Annotated in this window: 17 protein-coding genes and 1 pseudogene; 6 read left to right on the top strand and 12 right to left on the bottom strand. The window is 35.1% G+C overall.

Features of this window, described 5'->3' with window-relative positions; translation table 11 throughout:
• Window positions 1–127: 127 nt before the first annotated feature.
• Complete coding sequence (locus JGE69_RS09795; RefSeq protein ID WP_060465626.1) at window positions 128–418, bottom strand: hypothetical protein; 291 nt, start codon at window positions 416–418, stop codon at window positions 128–130.
• Window positions 419–1,089: 671 nt separating this feature from the next.
• Here JGE69_RS09795 and JGE69_RS09790 point away from each other — a divergent pair.
• Window positions 1,090–1,464 (top strand): hypothetical protein, encoded by a 375-nt coding sequence (locus JGE69_RS09790; RefSeq protein ID WP_199112564.1) that lies wholly within the window; start codon window positions 1,090–1,092, stop codon window positions 1,462–1,464.
• Window positions 1,465–2,399: 935 nt separating this feature from the next.
• Window positions 2,400–3,392, top strand: coding sequence for a putative multidrug efflux protein AdeT1 (gene adeT1 / locus JGE69_RS09785; RefSeq protein ID WP_199112566.1), 993 nt, complete (start codon window positions 2,400–2,402; stop codon window positions 3,390–3,392).
• A gap of 43 nt (window positions 3,393–3,435) precedes the next feature.
• On the opposite strand, the pseudogene JGE69_RS09780 reads toward adeT1, so the two are convergent.
• A pseudogene (locus JGE69_RS09780) lies at window positions 3,436–3,531 on the bottom strand (hypothetical protein); the annotation flags it as partial.
• Between the two features lie 130 nt (window positions 3,532–3,661).
• Between JGE69_RS09780 and JGE69_RS09775 the strand changes: the two are divergent.
• Window positions 3,662–4,297 (top strand): PolC-type DNA polymerase III, encoded by a 636-nt coding sequence (locus tag JGE69_RS09775; protein WP_199112568.1) that lies wholly within the window; start codon window positions 3,662–3,664, stop codon window positions 4,295–4,297.
• Between the two features lie 75 nt (window positions 4,298–4,372).
• Window positions 4,373–5,074, top strand: a complete 702-nt coding sequence (locus JGE69_RS09770; protein WP_199112570.1) for a hypothetical protein — start codon at window positions 4,373–4,375, stop codon at window positions 5,072–5,074.
• A 244-nt stretch (window positions 5,075–5,318) separates the two neighbouring features.
• Here JGE69_RS09770 and JGE69_RS09765 read toward each other — a convergent pair whose 3' ends face one another.
• Entirely contained in the window at window positions 5,319–5,966 is a 648-nt protein-coding gene (locus JGE69_RS09765) for a hypothetical protein (RefSeq protein ID WP_199112572.1), read from the bottom strand.
• A complete protein-coding gene (locus JGE69_RS09760) occupies window positions 5,956–12,192 on the bottom strand; it encodes a hypothetical protein (RefSeq protein ID WP_199112574.1) in 6,237 nt (2,078 codons plus the stop codon). The genes JGE69_RS09765 and JGE69_RS09760 overlap by 11 nt, the downstream gene beginning before the upstream one ends.
• Before the next feature lie 240 nt (window positions 12,193–12,432).
• Here JGE69_RS09760 and JGE69_RS09755 point away from each other — a divergent pair, with 240 nt between their 5' ends.
• Window positions 12,433–13,170, top strand: coding sequence for a hypothetical protein (locus tag JGE69_RS09755; protein WP_199112576.1), 738 nt, complete (start codon window positions 12,433–12,435; stop codon window positions 13,168–13,170).
• Between the two features lie 90 nt (window positions 13,171–13,260).
• Here the strand turns inward: JGE69_RS09755 and JGE69_RS09750 are convergent, their stop codons facing one another.
• Complete coding sequence (locus JGE69_RS09750) at window positions 13,261–13,809, bottom strand: TetR/AcrR family transcriptional regulator (protein ID WP_199112578.1); 549 nt, start codon at window positions 13,807–13,809, stop codon at window positions 13,261–13,263.
• 795 nt (window positions 13,810–14,604) lie between these two features.
• Here JGE69_RS09750 and JGE69_RS09745 point away from each other — a divergent pair.
• Window positions 14,605–15,045 carry an HD domain-containing protein gene (locus JGE69_RS09745; RefSeq protein ID WP_199112580.1) on the top strand — a complete coding sequence of 147 codons (441 nt, stop codon included), beginning with the start codon at window positions 14,605–14,607 and terminating at the stop codon, window positions 15,043–15,045.
• Window positions 15,046–15,245: 200 nt separating this feature from the next.
• On the opposite strand, the gene JGE69_RS09740 is transcribed toward JGE69_RS09745, so the two are convergent.
• From JGE69_RS09740 to iaaH, 7 genes are all read right to left on the bottom strand, one after another.
• A complete protein-coding gene (locus JGE69_RS09740; RefSeq protein WP_199112582.1) occupies window positions 15,246–16,409 on the bottom strand; it encodes a hypothetical protein in 1,164 nt (387 codons plus the stop codon).
• The gene (locus JGE69_RS09735) at window positions 16,402–17,730 is read right to left on the bottom strand and encodes a TolC family protein (protein WP_199112584.1); all 1,329 of its coding nucleotides are present in this window, start codon (window positions 17,728–17,730) and stop codon (window positions 16,402–16,404) included. The genes JGE69_RS09740 and JGE69_RS09735 overlap by 8 nt, the downstream gene beginning before the upstream one ends.
• On the bottom strand, window positions 17,727–19,313 hold the full coding sequence (locus JGE69_RS09730; protein WP_199112586.1) for a GH3 auxin-responsive promoter family protein: 1,587 nt from the start codon (window positions 19,311–19,313) through the stop codon (window positions 17,727–17,729). The genes JGE69_RS09735 and JGE69_RS09730 overlap by 4 nt, the downstream gene beginning before the upstream one ends.
• On the bottom strand, window positions 19,310–20,098 hold the full coding sequence (locus JGE69_RS09725; protein ID WP_199113235.1) for a hypothetical protein: 789 nt from the start codon (window positions 20,096–20,098) through the stop codon (window positions 19,310–19,312). The genes JGE69_RS09730 and JGE69_RS09725 overlap by 4 nt, the downstream gene beginning before the upstream one ends.
• 187 nt (window positions 20,099–20,285) lie before the next feature.
• Window positions 20,286–21,833: a DHA2 family efflux MFS transporter permease subunit gene (locus JGE69_RS09720; protein ID WP_199112588.1), complete on the bottom strand. Its 1,548-nt coding sequence runs from the start codon at window positions 21,831–21,833 to the stop codon at window positions 20,286–20,288.
• A 24-nt stretch (window positions 21,834–21,857) separates the two neighbouring features.
• Complete coding sequence (locus JGE69_RS09715) at window positions 21,858–22,919, bottom strand: HlyD family secretion protein (RefSeq protein WP_086398730.1); 1,062 nt, start codon at window positions 22,917–22,919, stop codon at window positions 21,858–21,860.
• Between the two features lie 694 nt (window positions 22,920–23,613).
• Window positions 23,614–25,074 (bottom strand): indoleacetamide hydrolase, encoded by a 1,461-nt coding sequence (gene iaaH / locus JGE69_RS09710; RefSeq protein ID WP_199112590.1) that lies wholly within the window; start codon window positions 25,072–25,074, stop codon window positions 23,614–23,616.
• Window positions 25,075–25,135: the final 61 nt, after the last annotated feature.

Below are 25,135 nucleotides of genomic sequence, written 5' to 3'. Positions count from 1 at the left end.
TAGGAAAAACATATAAATAGTCATTTTTTATGAAAAAAGAGTGGCTCATCAATCAATTCATCAAAACATGCGATGAATTCGACAAATCACTCTTTCATCAAACTTATTACAGAAATAAGTTGCGATATTAATGGTAGTTAATAAGCACGACTTTGTGATTAGAACTTATGCTCTCAATACTTGTGTCCATTTTCTCAGTATGTTGAGCTAATTTAAAAAGACTATCTTTATTTAAATATTCACTATCAAGCTTAATATTTAAATTATTTACCTCAACACATTCTATCTCACTATGTTCTCTTGAACATGTATCTTCAACAACATTTCCTCTTATCATTATCGTGTTACTTGCATAACAAAATAGTGGGGAAGTGGAAAGCACCATCAAAACAAGAAGCTTAAATATATTATTTTTCATTTTATATATACCTATTTATTAAATAGTTAATATAAGAGATACAATATTTTTTATTTAAAAACAATATAAAGATTTACTTTAATAATAAATAAATAAATAACATGTGACCTGTATCTCACTAATTATTTCATTTATATAAATAGTTATTGCTTTACAGGTCTTTAATTAAAAATGATAATTAAATCACACTTTTATACCAATAATGAATCTTGGTTGATATAAAATTAAATTACTGATAATAAATACATTAATTGAAATATCTTTAATTTTTAAAAAACAATTAGGAAGGTTGCAATAATTTAACAATTAATATTATTTAATATAACAATATATGATTGTTAAAAGTTAATTGTATAATTACAATTCCAGCATCAATATTTATGATAATTATATAAATTAAAATAAAAGGCTTTAATTAATTAAAACAACTTTGAATGCATTTTAAACAATAAATAAAAATATTTAGCATTATTAAATAAATTGTCATCATATAGTGTTAAGCTATAATACTGCCTGAAGTCACAATTTGATTCTTAAATAAGTAACTTAAGTGAAATTAAGACCTGATTAGTGTAATGATACTCAAAAAAATAAAGATTATTCAGTTGTCAATAATTTTTTTATTTAATTGTGTTATAGTAAAACTCTATACACTTTACAAGAACTTATAAATGAAACGAATAATAATTAGCTTGATTGGTCTATCATTATTTAACTTGGCTCAAGCGCAGGATTATCCAAATTATGAGGATGAAAAGAAATATCTGCAAATGTTAGAAAAAGTTTATCCACGATTATCTGTGATCGTACATGGAAAACTGATACTAAATAGTGTAGAAAACGACATAAAAAGCCTTTCAGAAAAAGACAAAAAATATGTTTGTGATATGGCAAATGCAGCTATAACTATTGATAGAATAGTTATGAATACGCCAGTTCATGAATATTATTTTGAATCAACAAACTATCTGCAAAATTTCATTACAACTGATTCAGCAAAAATTCTTAAAGCAGAATTACAACTAACGGGATATAACTGTGTTTAAATTAAAATCATTGCATGACTAGATGTAAATCTAATCATGAAATGATTTTACATGGTTACTTCAGGGCAAAGGCGTTAAATACATTGTTGTAGATGTAAAGCCACCGCAACCAAACAAAATTGTTTAAATAAAAAAGCTTTGCGTATGTTTAACTCAACTTATTACTTTTTAGTCTTATAAAATTCAATAGCTTAACTTTATGAGGTAATAAGTACAGTTAAACGTACGGCAACAGAATCAAGGACTTAATAATGAATTATATAACTGTTCGTATAATGTATATTATGTTAAATAAAAGATTTGGAAACCTACGATATATCAGACTTCGCTTCTCTATGTTGTTGTTGCTTCACTACTAATTCTTTACTGTGATGAATACTTAGCTTGGTTAACTGTATGTGTTGTTCTAGCAAATTACTAAACGCCTAAGCTGGTTCTATTGGATGCTTATGTATTAAACCCTATTTCTAATCTTAACCAGAATAATTTTCTAGACAACTTCCTGTAAGTTGTCATTACACTTTTATATTTACCCTAGTGAGCTGAGCTACTTACAAGATGTATTTGCGACTACTGGCTGCTATACAGATTTCTTTTTCTAAATCTCCTTTTAAGCCTCAAAACTTTTAGCCTGTTAAAATTAAAGACCGAAACTTAAATTATTGTGTATGTTATTGAAATTTAAATAAAATATATTAAAAACCTCTTTGCATGCTTGAAAAAAAGGTATAGTACGTGTATACAGCTGTTCTTTAAATTTAGCTCACTGGTAGATCTCAATTCATATACAACATAGCCATACAATTAAAAAAAATAAGGTGCTAATTAAGGCTACCTTTTGACCTTTTCTCTTTAAATTCTTATTGAAATGTCATATCTAATCTAAGCAAGATTCATAAAATAATTTTTATAATTTAAATAATGGATAATTAAATATGGATCGTTTTAAAACTATTTTACTCATTGCAAGCACATGTTTAACAACAACTATTTATGCAAAACAAGTCGTTTGTGTGTATGACCCCATTGGTAAATCGGGAAATGCTTTCGCTTTAGCCAAAGACTATGCACTTGAAGCTAAAAACTGGGGAGCTGATCTATCTTTAAAAGCATATGTAGATGAACGCATTGCGGCTGAAGATTTAAAAGTCGGTAAGTGTGATGGCGCTATTATTAGTGGTTTACGTGGCCGTCAGTTTAATAAATACACAGGATCTTTAGATGCGGTCGGCGCATTAACAAATATGAAAACGGCAATTAATGCCTATAAGCTGTTGTCTTCACCGATGGCCGCAAAAAACATGGTGGCAGGTCCTTATGAAATTGCAGGTTTAGGCACAATTGGCCCTGCCTATTTATTTGTAAATGATAGAAGTATAAATACTCTCGCGAAGGCTGCCGGTAAAAAAATTGGGGTATTTAAATATGATGAAGCCCAACCAAAGCTTGTTCAACATGTTGGAGGTCAGGCTGTATCTGTAGACGTGACCAATGCTGGTGCGAAGTTTAATAATCATGAAATTGATATTGTGCCCGCTCCTATTGTGGCATTTAAACCTTTTGAACTACACAAAGGTTTAGGTGAGAAAGGAGCAATCATTCGTTTCCCTTTAACTCAAATTTCAGCAAACTTCATTATTCGTAAAGACCAGTTTCCAGCAGGTTTTGGGCAAAAGTCTCGAACTTGGGTAGCCAGCCAATTAAATAGAACCTTTGGTATTATTGCTAAATATGAAAGTGATATTCCTTCAAAGTACTGGATGGATATTCCTAAAAATGAACAATTAAACTATATGAAAATGATGCGCGAGGCACGTATACAGCTAACCAAGGCTGGTATTTACGACCCTAAAATGATGAATTTTTTAAAGAAAGTAAGATGTAAAGAAAACCCAAGTAATTTTGAATGTGCGTTAAATGATGAATAAACACTCAAAACATATGCACATCTCATTTTAAGAGGCTCTACCCTCAGTTATTCATTTCCTCTCGGGCTTGTTGTGGTGTTTTACCCGACCACTCTTTATAAGCCCGTGTAAATGGACTGTGCTCGGCATAACCTAACAGCTCAACATATCACTAACTAATATCATTTCAATATTAAGAGAAGTTAACTTAGCGCTATCTTTGACTTAAAGCTATTATGATGAAAAGTGTTGTGCTTTTAATACCTAATTTCTAATAGAGAAAGCGTTTTATGAATGTTTCGCCAATCATTGTACTTGATTTCGAGACCACAGGAGTCAGCCCTGAGGCTGGCGATCGCATTACAGAAGTCGCGGCTTTACGTATTGTAGAAGGTGAAATCACAGAGCGTTTTGTTTCATTAATAAACTGTGGTGTAAATGTTCCATACTACATCACAAAGTTGACTGGTATTACTCAAGATATGGTTAATCATGCTCCTTTAGTGGAAGAAGTTATTCCCTCTCTATTGGACTTTATTGGAACAGATCCTTTACTTGCTCATAATGCAGGATTTGATGAGAAATTCCTAAAAGCAGAAAGTATTCGACAGGAGTTAAGTCCATCACACAATGGACTCATTTGTTCTTTGAAACTTGCTCGCCGTATTTTACCTCATCAACCCAGTTATCGACTTGGGGCAATGGCAGACTTATTTAATATTAAGTTTAATGGCACAGCTCATCGTGCAGAAGCAGATGCTGAAGTTACGGCTCAATTATTCAACTATCTTTGTACGAATATTTGTCACACATATGGCTTCAATAGCATTGATCAAGATTTATTGTTAGCCATTAATAAACTTACGATATCTAGAGTACCGAAATACCTAAAAAATATAGCTGCCCAATCCTTACTTCTTAAATAGTAATCCATAGGCGACATTCCCTGCTAATTTACAGGTGTCCTCATAAATTTAAGATCTCTTTTTTCGACGTAAATCATGAATAGAAAATTAATCAGTACTATTGTTCTCATTTCTCTATTTGGAGTTACTGCTTGTAGCAAGGCATCAAATGAACAAACAAAAGTAGATGCTACTGCGAAAAGCAGTTCTCAAAACGTAAAAACGGAATTATCAGCAAGTGATAAAGCGATTTTAGATAGATATGAAACAATCACAAATGAAGTTGTGATTTCTGGTGAAGATGAAAAGATAAAACAAACTTTAGCACCTTTAATACCTGAAATTAAGAAAGTTACTGCCAAGAAACAAAGAGAAATGGCATTGATGAATATTTATATGCTGTCTGGTATGTACAAAGAGGCTTATGAGTTAAATGAGCAACAAATCAAAGAGAACCCCTTGCCTCAACGGGTAATGTTTAGATGTACATTGCTTGAAAAATTAAATGAGGCCAAAGTAAAAATTCAACTGTGTCACGAAGCTTCAGCCCGACTCATACAAACCGAATTAACTAAATCATCTAACAAAAATGATCCCCAGTACAGAGACGCCGAATTTGTATATTTAACTGAAATGTATAAAGCTGGTCACACTGACTATAAAACAAAAATACAGAAATTTATTGATGAAACTAAAGATGTCACTTCAAAAGATAGATATAAGTCTTTGTATGATGCAGATGTTGAATCATTTTATGGTACTGATTCGCCAAATTATGTACCAGAATCATTAAAGTAAAACTTAAATGAAAAGCCCGAATATTCAGGGCTTTTTTAAATTTTTACTAAATAGAGACATTTACTTTGCACATCACCCCATCCCACTAAAAAATACCTCCAAAACCATCTCATCAACTTCATCCGAGCTTATGGGCCATATTCTATATTTCAGGGTACTTGTATATGCATTTGGATAGTTATTTCTATTTTCAAACAAGCTTTTTATAATAAATCGCTGTGCCGTCATAGTTTCCATTTGAGCTTTATGATATTAGTTTTTCCTCATAATTAGTTTTTAACTCTGCTAAAGCATCCATCAACTCCTCTATTTTAGAAATATTATTTTTAATATTTCTAACTTCTTTATCTTCATCGGACTGGTCGCTATAAAATCTACCTAATAAATTTTCATAAGAATCTAACTCGTCAAACTCTTTGATGAGATCAGAAATTTCTTTATTATCAGCTTCAGTTATAGCATATCCTTTGAGAATACAATTCCTTATCAAGAACCTTGATGCTTTATCAAGTTTGAGTGCATAACTATACCAATAATCTGGACTACTCTGATCTATAGTACTTTCTACATTTCTGAAATCTCTTAAACCTGAGTAGAAAGCATTATCATTATCTAAATTTAATTTTTTTAAAGTTGAGACCAGTGATTCTATATTTTTAAAACTACTTTGAGAGTGAGCGTATTCGTAGCGAAATTTCCACAGCTTGAAAATAGTATCTTTGATCTCTAGAGTTGCTATACGCTTTTCGTCAGGAGACATGGATAGATTATATACTTCAAATAATTCTGCTAAATAATGAAGCATCCATTGAGATAATGTATCGTTTTTATCCTCTAGTTTAAATTCTTGTACTAGCCTTTTTCCTAGTTCAATAAGATTTTCAGTAGACATACATATCTCCATTTTTTTTCAGTAAATAAACACGTTTACTACTTGGTAAATACTCATTAAGTCCTTTTGCATCTTCTTTTGACTGGTAACTACCATATTTATATCTACGATCAATATCTACAGAAATAATCATATCCATGTTAATTTTATGAAGAAGATCTAGAATAAATTCTTTATTTACTTCTAGCTTATAACCATTTGAGTACTCATAATTTTCATTTTTATATTCCCCCCAAATAGTAAGGTTCATAACTTTTTTCTCGTTACAAAACCAATTTTTACCTAATGAATCAGAATCTAAATTCATTAAGGAAATAATCTCTTTTGATGGTTTAGTTGCATCATATCTCAAAGAGGCTCCCCATAAATCATCATCAAAATTTGATAAATCAATTTCTGACTCGGTAATCCATCCTTTTAATATGAATTTATCTTCTTTAATTTCACAGTGTTCATCATTAGCACTAGGTAAATGATAGGAGTAGCTTGATTCGGCACATTGTAAACTTCTCCAAAGAGCATTAGATGTTTCTGGACTCACCAAACTTGAACGGATATGAATATCTTTTGTTTGATCAGAGTTATGTACTTCTGACCATCCCCCCCATAAACAAAACTCTAAATCGCTGTGATAAATCGCATCCTCATAATCAACCAGACCACAACTGTAAGACCAGTTTAAAGAATTTTTTCTATCGTCTTTAGGCCATTCTGTAGTTATTCGAGGAGATGGATCTCTAAAATCACTTAACCAATTGGGTTCTAGACAGGATAAATCATGTCTTTTAATCCATTCATCAAAATCTCTCCAGCAATCTTCATTTACAAGTAATGGTCTTGTTTGCAGTAACTTATCAGCTGTAATCATCATTGCATGGTAAGACAGATAAAAATCTAAATCTTCGACTTTAGGACTAGATCCATGATCATGATTTGTTTGCTTCCAGTCATAAATTTCCATTTTATGACGTGCATCATTGGCTTTACGCTTATCCGTAAATCCAATTTCATTTTTTAATGTTTGAGTTGTTTCAAAGTATATGTGTGTAGGGTGTAACCCAAACATTGAGCCTAATGGATCAAGCCAGTAAGGACCAAAATCAATACCAAATGAATCAATTTCATCTTGATTCATATCTGAATATTTTGAAAGATCAATAGCTTCTCTTTCTACTTTACTAAAATTAGATTTACCAACTCCCTGATAGGCTTTAATTTCTTCTTCATTTAGGGTTATAAGTTTTAAACTAAATAGATTTAGAAGAATTTTTGAAGCAAGAAGTCGAATCATCAAATGTGGTCGATTTGGATCTACTAGCTGTTTAAATATTTCAACATATTCAGCCAAAAATTTATTAGGGCTATATGACACTTTTAATAAAGCATTAAGTAGCCATTGAGTAGCAGAGTATTGATAAAATTCAAATTTGTGATCATAAAAACTTCGGTAATTTTTATCACTAATAAAATTAATTAAATTAGACAATAATTCTCTTTGCTCAAAATCACAAAGTAACTTAACAGTATGCGCCGCTTGCCATTTAACAGTATTGAAAGGAGATGCTAGGCCAGACCAAATATAACCTGATATAGATTTTATTATATTCTCTGGTGGTGCCAATTCCTCACGCCATTGCCCATCTGCGATATCTGATCCCAAATCACTTTCCAGTAAGCCTAGACCATATTCCAAAACCTCACAGGATTGATTAGGTGCAATCATAGGTGTAAGTAAATGAGCTATCCTAAATAAGCTTTCACTTTCTAAAGTAATAGAGCTTTCACTCATACCTTCTAAGAGAGATTGAATATAATCAGTCTTAGATTTCCCTGTTAACTCACTTAAAATATGTAATTTCAGATTGCTTCCATAAGTATCTATATAAAAATCAGCATGATGTGTTTTGAGAAATTTTCTTAATCTTGTATCTAAAACATTTATAAATGACATTCTTTGTTTAAATCGAAGAGGTATAGCCTTTAAGAGATCACTTAAGTCATACATTCCATTTCTAGGATTATCAAACCACCAATTGATCAATGGTAACGCTTGTGAAGCACTTATTCTTTGAAAAAGCTGTAAATAGAAATCTTTTCTAATCCAATATTTATTTTCCAACTTCTCAAAATCATTAAAAGCTGAATCGAAATCGACACTTTGGACTGAATTGGTATATTTTTCAAAAAATGTATCCCAATCAAACACTTCTTGATCGTAGGTTGAGGAATTAGATACTTTCTCTAATTGAATATAAACTTTTGAATTACTGAGAGATAAGAGAAAATCCTGAACAGTTTGAACTGTTATATGAAATGCCTCGACCAAATCCTTAAGGCGACTAATATGTTTTTCTGATGGATTAGGTACAACAATGTAAAGATAGAAGCATTGTAAAACCTTTCTTTTTAGTTCATCACTTAAAGCTAGTGATCTAATAGAGCTTAATAGGTTATTTAAGTCATATGTAGCTCCCATCGCTTTGAAAGCCAATAGTATCAAGGGTGAAATAAGTTGTTCATTAAGCAATTTATCTACCAAACCACCCAATATTCTATCTTCATCTCCAAATCTACGATCACGCCAACGACTAGCAATGGCAAATGCGGAATTAGGATCTAAATCATAAATTGCATCAACTGTGTAATCCCATGGAAAATGTTTATCTCTATATACATATTTATATGTCAATTCAGCACATTGACTAAAGCGATAGCATAACTGTGGTTTCCTATCTTGCTCTTGACCAGCCCTTGTAGCATAACAAAGTAGCGCATTCCATCGTTGTAGATTTTCTTCACCTAGTTTACTACTCACCTCAATCGCTTTACTTAATATTGCAGAAGCTTCTTCTTGATCTAGAGGAAAAATTGATTGTGCAATTGACATATAATCACTAACCAATATTTCTGCATGATCATCACTAGTTTCAAGTGTTTCTAAATTTTTTTCTATATTTTGATAACAATAATCTTCCAATCCATATTGTTTCTGCAAAGCCAAAATAAACGTGAAATGATTACGGGTTTGAGGATAAATTTTTTCTTTGAAATTGTTTTCTATCTGCGGGTAAGTTTCTTGGCTAAGATGATTATTTAAAATTAAAATATCGAACCAAATTTTTGCAATTTCATTCTCAAGATGATTTCCATATTCTCTATAAGAATATCCTTGAGCCTTATTTGAATCTAATTTAGCTTGTTCAATCAATGAATCAAGTTTTTCAGGCAAGATTGGCTCAATGATTGAATGAGCATATAATTTGTACCATGGCAAAACTGCTGCAACATCTCGTTTTAATGTAGTAATTTCCTCTGATGAGCTATAAGAAGCGTCCTTTAAAAACTCATCTTTTACTCTGTCAGGTACTAAATCAATTAATTCTAGTGACTTATTATCCCATGCTTTATGTAAAGCATAAGCTTTCATGTAGGTAGCTCTATCTGAGTTTCCAAAACGATCTGTAATTTCATATGGTATTTGAGCAGGTAGATATTTTGATAAAATTTGATATGCTTCAGTGGAAGAACAAAGTTGTTGCTTAAATGCTACTTCTAAAAAACAAAGAATGGGAGTTAGACCAATATCAAGTTTTACTTTGGCGTAACTCAGTAATTTTAAAATTCGTGAAAAATTTTCAGAATGGATAACATAGTGATTTAATTTAAGTATCTGTACAGCACCCAAAGTTAAAAATAGGTTATTACCTGATTTATCTAATATTTCCTGTATGATTCCATTTTTATTGAGTTTAATTAGCTCTATAGTTGTAAGCTTAGCTACTTCATAACTTATACTTTTTGGACGCCATCTACGAAGCCAATTAATAGCATAGTCAACTCCCTCTAAAGTAATTAAGGTAATAAAATAATCACTAATCTCTTTATATTCTATTTTTTGATTATGTTTTTGATCTTTTGGAAGTTTAAACCAACTAATTAACCATTCATTAGCTATACGAAGTTTACTGCGAGATTCTCCATGGAACTCTTCTCGATATGAGAGAAGTTTAGCCTCAGTAATGTATTTCGAGCCGTGCCATGAACCACCTTTAAATACTTTTTCAGAGATTAATTCTAAAATTTGATTATCATTAAAAGTTGTACCAACTAGATCAATATTTTCTTCCAGTAATTGATGTTGCCTAGTCTCTGCTGCAACCTCTCCACCAGCTTTTAATGACAACTTAGCAACTTCTGTATATTTACCAAGTTTTAGGCCAGCTTTAATTGCAAATTGTAGACGTTGCAATTCGACCTTTCTTTTTTCTAGAGTAGAATTAGTTGGTAACATTTCAGAATTCAAAGATAGTTCAACTAATTCCTCAAAATTACCTGCATCCATCAAGATTTGAGGTAGTACAGAAGCAGCATATACAGAATTTACAGCGAGCGGTTTAAGCTTATGAATAAACTCATTCAGTAAGCCAATATCTTTTGGTTTGTAAATTTCACGGAACCAAGACTCAGTTGGCTCATCAACAAATTGAATATTATTGTCGCTAAGACGAATTGGATGACCACCTATATCAGCAATAATACTTCTTATTTGATCAGCCCTGATATCAGTTAAATCCGATAAAGTTTGAAGTGGAATTAATGGACGTAAAATAGCAATTGAAGTGAGCAGTAAATCAATTTCTTTTGATTCAGAATGATTTTGTTCTTTGAATGTAGAAATTGCCTTATCTAATAAATCTTTGATCGTATCTTCTACACTTTTTGGGGTTCCACCGAAGAATGAAAGAATCTCATACAAACTTAAGTTCTGTTCTAAAGCAATGCTTTGGACGCGTGGGTTTCCACTAGTAAGTCGATGAAATTCTATGGCATCTTGTGTTGAAACCTCAGTGTAGTAGTTAATTAAATGTTGTTTAGTTTCATCTTCTGAAAAGCCTATTAGATCAAGAATTTCAACATCTTGCTTAGGCATCAAAAGATTAACTCTGTAAGGCCTTGATAAAGCAATTATTTTAATGTTTTTTGGTAAAATTTCTTGCAGAAGGTCAGTTATGAAAGATCGACCATAATTGAATTCATCTGCTGCCATTTGTGAATTATCGGCAGCATCAATCACTATAAATAACTGAGCTTTATCAAGAGTGATCCTTTCAGATACTTGTTTTAATCTAAACAAAAATGCCTTGATATATTCAGTAGGACCTGCATTTGTAGTTGGTATTAATGGATGACATAAGCCCAATCCAGCTAACTCATTAGCAATTTGAACTAAAGCAACTTTATGAGAATGTCTAGCTGATGAAGATTGTCTGTAATCTCCGTTACCAAAACAATCATAGATAATTGATAAAGATCCAGATGGGATATAGTTGTGAATTTGCGTACTTAATATCGATTTACCTACGCCACCTTCGGCTTGAATAATAAATTTTTGACCACGTGATTCAGTGATAGTGTCTACTAACGTTTTTACAATAGGTCTATCTACAATTTTTTCTAACTGTTTTATTAAGTTCTTTACAGGAAATAAATCATCTGGGTTAGTTTTGAGTGCACGAAGTACATCGTATCGTGTAATTTCTGGTGATTCTTTATTTTCGCTAAGTGCTTTTCGATGAATAAGATCTTTTAGTTCATTAGGAGCATTAACATCGTCCCCAGGTAAGTAATAAGCAACGTCTTGAGCAAGAATCTCCCGTTGAGCTATATAATTAGGCTCCTGTGATGGAAATTTTACTAACTTAATAAACTCTTCTAAATCCGTGCCCTTCAAATTAGTGTACAGCTCTAATTTTTCCAAATTAGTTGTTTTAGTAACTTTTCCAGTTTCTTGCAGTTCACAAATTGACTTATAAAAGTCTTTACTTATTGCTCTATTAGAAATGAAATGGAATTCTAATTTTTTTAAAACTTCTAACTTAGGCTCAATAGTTAAAAACTTTTGATATCTTTTTGCAAAGCCTTTAAGAGTCTTCTTTAAGTCACTTGGTTGAAAACTATCCTCCTCATGTACAGTAGTATGTTTGAGTTGTGAGTAAATAATCTTAGAAGCATCTGAAAACTTATTAGATCCATAGTATTCACCTACATCGACGATTTCTTCACCATCCTCAATTTCTTTTTGGAATTCAGATTTACTGGGACCTTCAATAGTTAGAACATCTAATCCTGATAAAGGATTTAAAAGTAGAAGAGCTTTTCTTGCCGCCCATAAGTAATGAAAATAGTCCCCATCTCTACTTGCTCTAACTAAATCTGTATTTCCCATAGCTATACCTATTTTTCAGAATACTAAAATTTCTTAATTAATATATTTTTATAATTTTATCATACGTTTAATTTTTATAAAGTTCTAAGAAATTTTGCTTATTTAATTAGAATAGTTGGTTCCTAACTCTTACTTACAAAGTGCTTGCGTCAATTTATGACGCAATACTGACCTTTCTATATAGATACTTTTTAACTTTATTGTTTAGATAAAGACCAGTTAATAAAGAGGATGTTACAGATGGAATGGTTTAAAATAATATTAGAAGCTTTAGTAGGGCTTGGTTTTTTAGGAACAGTTATTAAATGGTTTTTTTTACCAAGATTTCGCATTGAACTGAGGAAGAAAAATTTCGAAAAAGATAAGATAGAGTTGGATAATTATTTAGATTTATGTAAAAAATTCAACGAAAAGCTATTGCAACCGATACAGTTCCAATATGCGACTAATCATTTTTTAGGAACTACTAGATATCACTATAACTTGTTCAATGAGCGAATTAATAATTTATGGAACTTCAATAAGACTTTTTCAAATTTAAATCATGGCTATTTTTTTCTAAAACAAGTAGTAGAAAATAATCAAGCACATTTAGAGTATATATTTAAAGAAAAAACGATCAAGAAAATCAGATCAATTTCAATAACTATACTTATTTGTGCTGCATTTATTTATTTGGGGTTAGTAATATTTGAAGTGTTTTTCCTTAAAGAATTAATTTCAAGTAAAAGTATAAATAAGGACACATATGCATTTTATAAAATTATTTCATGTGTAATATATGTTGTTCTGGTTTTAGGAGCATCATACTTTGGTGGTAAAGCAAGTACAGCCTTATCATTAAAAGATATTTTTGATATTAGGGATAAAGATACCAAAATTGAACAATCCAAGATTAACACTAAGTTTAAATTTTTAATTAAATTATTCAATTTTAGATATTTCATTAGATTATTTAAGAAACTTAATAAATACTAACAATAGTGTTTACAACTTATATTAACTATTGATCAGAATTAAATTTTGACAATAGTTAATATTATAAAATTACAGAACCGAATTTCCATTTCACCCCATCCCCCTCAAAAACACCTCCAACACCCTTTCATCAACTTCCCCCAAACTTAACCGCTGAATAATTGTGCCTTCGATTAGATATAAAAATAGTTTGGCATCGGTAAAAGAAACATCAGGGTTAAGTGCTCTAAGCAGGCTATATATTTCGTTGGTGAGCCATGTTCTATATCGCACGGCGGTTATGTACGCTTTTGGATGGGTCAGTTTTGTTTCAAAAATGGCTTTAAATAATAAGTAATACAGCCCGTCTAGGTCTGTGTGTAAAAGATAGAGCTTTTTGAGTTTGTCGATTGCGTTTGTGCTGCAGTCATATTCAACCACTGAAACCACTTTTTCTTTTAGGCGCTCTTTTTGCACAATCAGACAGATTTCAATCAACCGTTCTTTAGAGTGAAAGTAGTTATAAAAAGTCGCTTTGGTCACTTCACACTCTTTCACAAGTCTGTCGATGCCGACCAGATGAAAACCGTTGTAGTGAAATAACTCTATTGATTTATTTACGACTTGTACTGCACGTGTTGGGAGAACTATTTTTGGCATATTTTTACCATTATAAAAAATTATTGTTGTATATAAATGAGATATAAAAACCGCTGCCTTTTGGGAGAAAAAAAGGCATAGCAAAGCCGTAAAGACTATGCGCAGCACATCTCAAGGTTTAATTGTCTAGGTTGTAAGTAATAACGAGCTAAAGCCTGAAAAAGCCTTACGGCGATCAAGCTGCGTTAAAAGTTTTAAGCTGTGTTGTTATAGCTTTTGGCAAGGGTTGCCAAGAAATAATGGATGTACAAAGCCAACTCCTTATATATGGAGTTCTGCCAAGACATTAGAATTATGGTGGCAGAACGAAAGGGGTTCGCAGACTGGCTTCAAGACCCAGCACACCCGAAGGTGTCCCCCTCCGTTCCGCCATAGAGGGGGCACGAGGGTATACACACTAAAAGAATAATCTTTTAATGCTCTTGAAGAACGGTCTGCGACAACCGACTGACAATGTAGGCCAGCCCGCAAATGGTAATCTCCAATATTTAAGGTGTCAATGTGAAATTGACTAGAAATTATTTAATTAATTATTATTTTTCATTTAATTACATAATTAAGGAAATTCTTAAGTAATATTTATAATCTATTTTTATATCATTAAGTTAAAGTTTAAAATTTCAAAAACTTAAGGTCTGGATTAGTTCATATCAACGAAGAATGAATAAATAAAAAGAGACACTACTATTATTAAGAGATATTTTTAAGAGTCGCTATCCAGTATAAAATTATGACTTAAGCGTCCCATCTCACAAATTAGGCCGCATCATATACTTAAAGTGATAAGAGCAAAAAATGACTCAAAATCAAGTTGAACTCGCAGAGAAATTGTCAAAAGAATCGCATCAAGGTCAAAAGTATGGTCCTCATGATTACTTTGAGTACCATATTAAAGGTGTGGTCAACTCACTAATTGAGCACCGATTTTCAGAAGTCTATATTATTACCGCCCTTCTACACGATAGCGTTGAAGACACGCCTCTTACCCTAGACAAAATCGAAAGTTTATTCGGCAAAGAAGTCCGTGATGCCGTTGATGGATTAACTAAACGCGAAGATGAAACACGCGACGAATATTTAATTCGTTGTAGTTTAAATCCGATTGCTCGAGTCGTGAAACTTCATGATGCAGCTTTTAACGCTCATAACTCACATAAGGACAATAATCACTCACGTGTCGATTATTACCTTCAAACCATGTTAGCTGTTTCAACGGCGCAAGATAGGTTGGGCTAAAGGGTCAAATTCACTAGGTTTATTAAATCCAAAACGATTCACTTTGATTTTGTAACGTAATCAAAATCACCATGAGAAAAGACTCTTGCTCTAGCGAACATTCACCATTTTGCGCATATGTTTGCTCAATCCTATTTAACTTTCCCAAGAATTGAGCAAATTTTTGCGCATTCATGACCTATGGCGAAGCTATATAAGTGTTAAATACGTCCAACTTCTAAGTACGGAATTAGGTTTTTATCAAAATGTAGTCTTGGGTCGCCCTCATAACTAATAAAACCATGCATTCCTGTTAAGCGTTCGCCTTTATAAAACTGGTTTAACTGATAGCGCGGGTCTTTGTGTGAAAGCGTAAAGCTCACCACACCAACACCCTGCTGTTTTGACTTGTTATAGGCATCTTCAAGCATTTTATGATGCAAAGCCAAATCTTGTGGATGGCACATAAGCGTATGCAGCACATGGTACTGAATCGAGTCACCCAGCTTAGGCAAGCGCATGCCTTTAGTAATTGGAGTCAGCAAGTTATAAACGGGTCTAAGCACAGCTATGGCCGAGCTATAATTTAGAATCTTAGTTTGCTTAATACTGTGCTGATCCCACAAGCCAAACATGCCCACTAGTTTTTCACCTCTAAAATAAAGTGAAAAGTCTGAGAGTTTTATTCCTGAAAAATACCGATGACCTTGGGCAAGTTCTTCAAAGTTATAGGCAGGAATAAAGTTATAAAACTCTGCCATGTCGGCAATAAACTGATTCATGGCTTCCACATGCTGAGCTTCGGCAACACATATACGGATTTCTTGAATGTCACTCTGCTGAGAAGTCTGCTTTAAAAAAGCCGTGATTTTCCGTTTTGCGCCAGTGCTCGTCAGGCTAAGTGTCTCTATAAGCCCTTCATCATAATAATCGGGCATTCCCGTTTTGCCCGTTTGTATAGCGGCGCGTGCGGCATGGTTATCATCAAAAATAATCATTTGGCTATAGTTCGGTTCATGCATGGTTTGTTTTACATGCTTTGCCAAAACCTTTACCAGTGATTTACCACGGTAGTTGTGATCTACCCGTAAATCCCCCGCGTACCGTAAGTTTTGAATGTTCCGATCGACATAACACGGGCGGTAACCATTGCTATAACAAGCGACATTCTTTTGACTCTCGGTGTTTTCAATCACAACATGTAGTTTATGTCGATAGACAATGTCAGACGCTTTAAAATAACTCGGTTCGCGCTGAAAGCTAATTTGTATGCCTTTGGTGGTCATCGGTACGGCGATTAAGTCTCTTAGAGCCTGATCATCTGCCAAAGTTGCTTCACGGGTAATCAGCGTATTGTCAGCCAATGGTGGATTTGTTTTATTCATTATTCACCTGTTGTGCGGTCTGCATAGGAACCAAACTGTTTAAACGCCCCATCTGGTCGAGTAGCTGATAGACAAACACCACTTCGTCTTGATCATTCACGGTTTTTTGGGTTTGGACATCGAGTAGCTTTTGCTCGGTATTAAGCAAATCAAATGTCGTTTTGGTGCCGACATCAAACTCTTTACGCGTGTATACAAAGGCAATAGACGCAGCCTCAATGGCATTTGCCAGTGCTTCTTTATTTTGTCGAATGGTTTGAAGCTGTGCATAAGTCGTGCGTGTACGCTTATTTAAATCTAGTTCAAGACTTCGCGTTTTTTGGTTAGCTAAATCGATATCGGCCTGTGCTTTTTTGACGTTAGCGCGATTTAATCCATCGTCATAGAGCGGTACATTGAGCTGCACCCCAACCATGTAGTTATTACTTTCAGAACCAATATAACTCGCTTCATCTTGCTTTCCGGCACGACTCGTCAGCATAACTGTTGGCCAAAGTTCCCGTTTAGTTAAGGCATATTGTTTTTCTGCAGCCTGCTTTTCGTATTTACTGCGCATTAAAGCCGGATGGTTTTTGGTTTGCGTCAAAATTTCATCCAAGCTCGCGGGAATAGCGGGTAGCTGTTTAATCGCAACAAGGTTATCAGGTGTTGTACCCGTTACCTGATAAAACTGTGCTTCGCTTACGGTCAAGTTAGATTGGGCTTGTGTAATATCGGCTTGACCTTGTGCAACTTGCGCCAAAACCTGAGCCAAGTCTGCACGGGTAATCATTCCCACGTCAAAACGGCGCTTAGATTCATATAAAGACCGTTGCAGATTTGCCATGGTCTTTTGTCTAAGCTCTAAAATGGCTTTCTTTTTTAATACGTCGGTATACACCATGACGGTATTTAAAATGGTTTCCGATCTTTGATCTGACAAACCCTGGTTTTGGGCAGAAAGCTGACTCTCGGCAACATCTATTCCTAAACGGTGTCGTCCAGAGGTATAGATCGGATAATCTGCCTGCAATTGCAAACTTCGTCCTTTACGGTTTCCTTCGGTTGGAAACAGGACGTGTGAAGGCGTATCTATTCTTTCATAGTCCAGTTGGCCGACTAAATTGACTTTAAGTCCATCACGCTGTTTAGCCTGTTCAAGCACTGCGGTGGACTGGTTCACGCTTAAACGGCTGACTTCAAGCTGACTTTCATGCCTTAAACTGGCAGATAAAGCCTCATCTAAAGTCATGGCATGCGTATGCGACACCAACAACACGCCTAAATACAAGGCGTGTCGAAGTGTTAAAAACCGAGTATTAAATGGCTTCATCCCTTTCATAGTTGTTCCAAACTATTGAGGGTGACTTTTTTAAGTGGCTCAGGTTTGATATTGCCTTCGATAATGCCATCAAACATGACCAGTTTTTTGTAGGCATTCCAGCCATTATTGGCTTGGCGAATTTGAGGCTGGTCGAGCTGCCCCAAGTTTCGTGCAAGTTCGTAGTGGAAGTTTTGGCGCAAGATACTGTCGATATATTCATTACTAATGCTGTGATGAATATCACCTTCAAAAAGCACGCAGTAAAATGGTTTAACCTGTTGCTGCGTATCAATCGCAAGTAAAGAAATCGCTTTCGATTCGGTTTCATTTAACTGTGACAATAATTGCTGAGCGGTTTCAGGTGCGAGTTTTTCACCGACCAGATCTACCCCAAAACGGCGGCCTTGAAATTCAAAACACGGAATTTGCTCTATAAAGCCAGTCACCCGTAAGCAATCATCCAAACAGTAGCGAAGTAAGCCATTGCCCGAAGTAATGAGCGGGCTGACCACATCGCCTTGTTTAAGCCGCCACGACGGAATAATTTGTCCTTGTTTATCGCCTTCTAAATATTCAAATTCATAGAAGTGACTTTGATATGCGAGTGGGTATTGGTCGTTATAGGGAATAGTCACTACACCTTCAGTCGCCCATAGACCTTTTCCTTCAAACTGAACACTGGGCAATTTCTCTTTTAATTTTTCGGCCCAAGCTTTTGAACCCGCAGTATCCCAACTCGACACCAGACTTAACTTTGGCCAGAGCTTTTTAAAGTCGATCTGTGTGCCGTTTGAACTTGCAATTAAGGCTTGAGCACTTTCAGAGCTACGCGGTGCAGTCACTTCTTTTAATGAAGCCTGACGGTTACCCCATGAACCACTTTGTAAAACCTCAAGCACGTCTTGTTGTAGCAACTCCAAACGTTCCAGCAATTGCAGCGCAAACGTTGGGCTCCACACCGAAATCATGGCTAAATTACGGTTTGCGACCAAATAGCAAATGGTGGCAAAGAGTGCATCATCGGCATTGGCGGCAAAGGCAACATTACTTGGAACCGCTTGGGTAAACTTAGACAAAATGCGCTTACCTACACCAAGTAGCGCACTGTCATCATTTAGGTTTTTGTCTTTTAAAACTTCACGTTGGCTTTCAGGTAACCACGACACCGACCAATAATGCGTACCCGAACTCAAATGTGGGCATTTACGATATAAACTTGCCATCCACGGCGCAATCGCATGGTCAAGCTCATCTAAAAACAGCTTGGTGTATGGAATGAACTTGATTTGTTCACTCGAACCACTTGTTGGCTGGAAACGAACTAACTTACTGCTCGACAGTGAAAGCTTTTGTTCACGGTAACGCTGAATGTCTTCTCGCCATGCGCTGTAACGTGTTGCAGGAAATGCTTTTACAAACTGCTCATAATTTTGAACTTTCTTATCTTTGGCAAAGGTCGAGGTCTGTAATATCGAATGCAAAATTTGACGTTGCGTGGTCTCTAAGGCATTAAACTGTTTTTGAAAATTGCGGTCAGATGCATCACACCATTTTTTTAAAATCAGATGCGAACCCAAAGTTAGCCATTCATTAGATTTCATTGGATGGCCTCTCGACGTTTTGTTTTATGAGTTACGCATGCTTCAAACTTTCCTTTACTGGTCGGTTTAGTCATCAGCTTTACGGGGAAACGGGCTATGTCTTTCCAGCCAAGACGGCCAATACACGGTAGTTCTGTGCCAGCTTTCCATGTCGGATTCTTCTGCTCAAAGAAATGAATATTAGGGTTCTTTTCTCTCATTTCGGCAGTAATTGGTGCGACTTCACCTTTTAATGGTTGATAGTCATCACCAAAATTTAAAAGGCCCGCTTCACGGTCATAGTATTCGCCAAAGAATTTTTCACAGTAGTGCTCAACGACTTCCGAAAGATGCTGGTTTTCGTCTTTAATATTTGGGTAATAGACATAGTAGTTATTGGCAAGTAACAGATAAGTTTTATAGCCTTTAGAAATGAGGAGCCAATAGAGTTCGTTAAATGGATATTTGATTCGAAGCTTAATCATAAGCTTGAGCATGGTACTTTGCAGACTACGCGTGCCCCAAAACTTCTTCAAAATGACAGTATCGCCGCTAAATAACACGGTGTAGTCTTTACCGTTTAAATAGAAATGCTGCACCACCACAGTCGAGAAACCGACAATCTCATCTGTTTCCGAATCAAAAATTAAGATCGCACCGCCTTTATTTTGGAAATCATCTACGAAAATAGAAAATCTCGTATTTTCATAATACTGTTCGTAAATGGAATACATCACTTTTAATCGCTCAGTATCGATTTGCTCTTTTTCAAAATATTGACCATAAGTCGTGTTTTTCAGGTTCAATTTTGAAATTAGTTTATACGTTGTATTAATCATAATCCTTTAACCTTCCACCTCTAATTTGTGAGTTCCCCGATCTCATCAACCGATTTTAGAAAACTCAGATCAATGTTCTTTTTCTATGAAGGGATACGTTTTGATATGCCCTATTGTTTTTCATTCTTTGAAAGCTGCCTTTATTTTTAAAAATCTACATATTCATTTTCTTCCCCCGATCCATAAAGATGGTTAAAAATGCGGTCACAAACATGATGATTGCGAGCATGCGTAATAAATCATTGAAACTGGATGTCAGTGCTTGAAAATGAATGTCGCGGTAAATCACACTGAGCGCGATTTGCTGGGCATTTGAGCCGACTTCTTGATATTGCGCCGTGAGTTCATCGAGTCTTTCTGTAAAAATCCAGTTTTGCGGTGTCATCCCCTGATTAATCTGGGTGACATGAAGCGCAGTCAGCCAATCTAAAGATGAGTTAATAAGAGCTAGTCCAACCGCGCCGCCAATATTACGCATCAGGTTATAAATACCGCTGGCATCGGCTACTTTGCTGAGTGGCAAAGTGCTCATGGCTAAATGTGAAACCACAATCAGGCAGATCATGAGGCCAATACCACGGTAAATTTGCGGCCAAAACATAAAGTCATAATCGCTATGAATGCTCAAATGTGAATTGAGCCAGACACCAAAACCAGCCAGAACCATTCCAACAAATACGGTTTTTCGGGTATCAAAATTGGGAATAAGCCATGCAAGAAATGGCGCAAAGCAGAACATGACAATGCCTGTCACCATCATGACGTGACCAATCTGGCTACTGTTCATTTCACGGACTTGCCCAAGAAATACGGGAATCATATAACCCAAGCCATAGAGCGCCATGCCAATCACAAAAGTCGTGATGGCACTTAAGGTAAAGTTTTTGTTTTTAAATACGGACAAATCGAGTAAAGGCTTAGGCTGGGTAAAACTTCTAGAGAAGAAAATCATGCCGCCCACAATGCAGATCATAAACGCAATCCGAACGCCTGTGTCTGCAAGCCAGTCATGCCGTGCGCCTTCATCAAGGAAATATTCAAGCCCACCCAAAAACATGGCCATACCGACCAAACTAAACCAGTCCATACTTTTGATGAGTGAATAGTTTGCACGGTCGATATTGGGGCCTGAGTAAATGACCGTAGCAATGATGATGCCCGGAATAATATTGATCAGGAACATCCAGTGCCATGAGAAATTATTGGTGAGCCAACCGCCAATGGTTGGGCCAATAGCTGGCCCCAAAGTACTGATCATTCCAAACATCACCAAAGGCAATGAGCGTTTTGGTTCTGGGAAAAGTAAGTACAACGCAGTCATGGAAGTCGGAATCATGCCGCCGCCCATAAAACCTTGTATGCCACGGAACACTAATAAACTTTCTAAGTTCCATGCCAAGGCACAAAGTAAAGAACTCACCGTAAAACCAATTGCACAGATGGTGTAATACACCCGTGTTGAAAGTACCCGTGAGACAATACTCGACATTGGAATTGCAATAATCTCGGCAATTAAATAAACCGTTTGCACCCAAGTGACTTCATAACGACTTGCACTCATGCCAGCTTGAACTTCGTTTAGAGAACTCGCCACAATCTGAATATCAAGAATCGCCATGAAGTTGCCAAAAATCATGGCAGCAAAAATTGCCCATGCAGTTTTTGCTGGGAATCTCCACTCGGCCTCAAGGTGCTTATTCATTTGTTATTACCTAAAATTTTATTATTAAGTTCTTAGGTCAACGGTGGCACTCACCGACATTCCGGGTTTTATCAAATCAATATGTGGGCTTGAATCTATGGCAATACGCACAGGAATACGCTGAACAACCTTGTTAAAGTTGCCTGTGGCATTGTCTGGTGGCATGAGTGAGAAAGTCGCGCCGGAAGCTGGTGAAAAACTCTCAATTTTTCCGGTATAGGTCAGGCTTGGGTAGGCATCAAGTTTTAATTTAACTTTCTGACCAATATGCATTTTTTCAATTTGGGTTTCTTTGAAGTTCGCTTGTACATACAAACTATTTTCAGGAATGATCGCCATTAAGCGGGTTTGCGGAGAAACACGTGAACCTTTCTGGATTGCAAGGCTACCGACCTTACCGTTTACAGGACTGACCACTTTGGATGAAGCCAAATCGACCTGATACAGGTTTAAGTTTGCATTGGCACTTTGAATATCTGCTAGAAGCTGTGCTCGACTGGCTTGTAAGCTTCCCAACTGAGCTTCTGCTGCATTTACTGCGGCTTGCGCTTTGCTAAGTTGAGCTTGGGCCGTTAAATATTGAGACTGAACCCCTTCAAAGTTTTGTCGGGTAATTACCCCATCTTTTAATAAATCTTGATAACGCTCAAACTCTTTTCTTAAACGAGTTAAATCAGCTTGTGCTGCCACTACGCCACTATGAGCTTCAATAATTGAAGACTTGGCAGACTTTTCATTTTGTTGTTGTACACCCAGTGCAGCTTCTTTCAAGCTGACTACTGAACGAGCTTGATCATAACGAGCTTGATAATCGCGGTGATCTAATACTGCTAAAGTTTCCCCTTTTTTTACTACCTGATTATCGTTAATTAATAACTCCATCACTTCGCCTGAAATCTTTGGCATCACCCAAGTGACATCGGCTTGCACATAAGCATTATCCGTAGATTGATAGAATCGATATACAAAAAAATAATATAAGATGCCAGCAACTAAAAATAACAGCAGGACACTAAAAACACCCCAAGTTATTTTCTTTCGACTTTGGAAATTAGTATCAGTTTCTAGCTGAGCTACGTTATCCATATTCATTCCGCTTATTTGTAATATTCGATTTTTTATTTAAGTCAATAAAACTATTGATTTCTTTTTTACGTAACTTTTCACTTGGTTTTATTCAATGAATCGTGACATCGTAAAATTTGGTGCAAATTATGGTTCTTAAGTGAATTAAATATCATTGACCTCTTTGCCAGATATTTTTTCTATTTATGTCAATAAAGTAAGTTATATAAACTATGTTTAAAAATTATGTAATTTTATATTTTTTCAAATAATTGCTTATAAAAACAGCTCAAATATATAAAAATTACCATTAAAATTCAAATAATTACCACAGTTTGAGTTATTTAAAAAATCTTACATATAAAGATGTTTATTTCACTAATATTAAAGATTAACTTTCCATTTGTATTAATTAAGTAGAGTTATTTAAAGATCTATGTAACCGCTAAATAATTATGGAGAAATTTTATAATATTAATAGAAGGATAAAATATAAATATTCTGGTTTAGTCAAAATAGTAAAAAAGCGTTTATTAAAAGACTATTCCGACAACTTTTCATTAATTATATTAAGTAAAATAATATAGAATCTCCCAGCCCCAACCCAACATACACCTAAGAACCCCAATATTATTAAAAAACAAAATTAATGTTAAAAAAGAGTTACTTTTTAACTCTTTTTTATTCAGAAATTAGTGAATTTACGGATTATTTTTTACTGATTTAAATCACTAAAAATTTCTTCTAGAGTTACTCCAATTGCAAGTATTTCACTATCCTGATGAGGTAAACCATCGATTTCCAACCCAATTGGTAGTTTCGATTTCACTCCCTTTCCAATGGGTAAACTCAGCCCTGGTAATCCGATATTACTGCCGGGGTCTGTATTTCGAATTAGTGTTTGGAAATTCTCAATTGAACTGACTTGTTCGTTTGCTAGTGGTGCAACAATCGGTGACGTCGGCAATAATAAAGCATGTAAGTTATGCGCTTTAAATGTGTTTTGGTAGAGTTCAAGCAATTGAGGACGCGCTTCACTGATGGCCTTTTCATAAAAAGGTAAAACAGGAACAAGTTGCCCAGTCTGATCTTGAATTAATTGGGGAAGAATATTCTGTTTAAAAATTGCCTGAACATCTGGGCTTGAGATTTGATCAATTACAGTCTCTAAGGTGAGGTCTATATGATGAAGTTTTAAATATTGAATAAGATCATATTTACCTTCATAGATGACTATAGGAAAAGAAATAGCGTGATTAAGTTGTTCTAAATTCGGCATATCAACAGGAATAATTTCGACTCCCGCATCTTTTAAAAGCTCAAGTGCAATATACGCCTGTTTATGAACGTCTTCATCTAAATGATTCCAAAAATATGGATGGATACCGAGCCGAATTTGATGTGGCTGTAATGGTTCTTTCTTTGGCTCTTGAGTAATAAGCTGATCAATTAAGATAATGTCAGATACTGTGTGTGCAATAGGGCCAGCGGTATCGCGAGTATGTGAAATTGGGGTAATACTGTCTTGTGAATATCGTCCTACCGTGGGACGAAAGCCGACACAACCATTTAACGCACTTGGCAAACGAATCGAAGCACCAGTGTCTGTACCAATCGAAATTGGAACCATTCCCGCTGCTACGGCCACAGCACTACCTGACGAAGACCCGCCAGCGATATGCAATGGATTTACGGCATTTCGTGTACCGACAACGCCTTCGATATGCATAGCAGTATTATAACCTGTTACCCCAAACGCCAATTCGTGCATATTGGTTTTACCAACAATAATCGCGCCGTGATCAATAAGTTTTTGAATAATCGGCGCGGAGCTTTGAGGCTTAAAATCAACTAAAGCTGGTGTGCCTGCACTATTAGGGAAACCTGCAACATGAATATTATCTTTAACCGCAATTAAAATACCCATTAAAGCTGGACATGATTTTCCACTAAGCAGGTATTTATCCCAATATTGAGCTTGTTGAATTGCTGAAGCTTTATCTGTGCTAATAAATGCATTTAAAGATTGCTGTTTTTCAATAGAGTCAAAGTAATGATGCACAAGTTCTTCACAAGATACTTTTCTTTCATGAATCAATTGAGTAATGACATCTACTGAAGCATTTGCTAAACCCTGTAATTCAATCCAATTATTTTTTTCAACTGCATTTGACATGATGACTTAAAATCCATTTAAGTTGTGATCTTAAGAACTTAGTACAAATTGCTCGATAATT

Origin of the sequence: Acinetobacter sp. C13 (assembly GCF_016809775.1) — a bacterium.
GTDB classification, from domain to species: Bacteria; Pseudomonadota; Gammaproteobacteria; order Pseudomonadales; family Moraxellaceae; genus Acinetobacter; species Acinetobacter pittii.
This window is presented reverse-complemented; position numbering and strand designations above follow the sequence as displayed.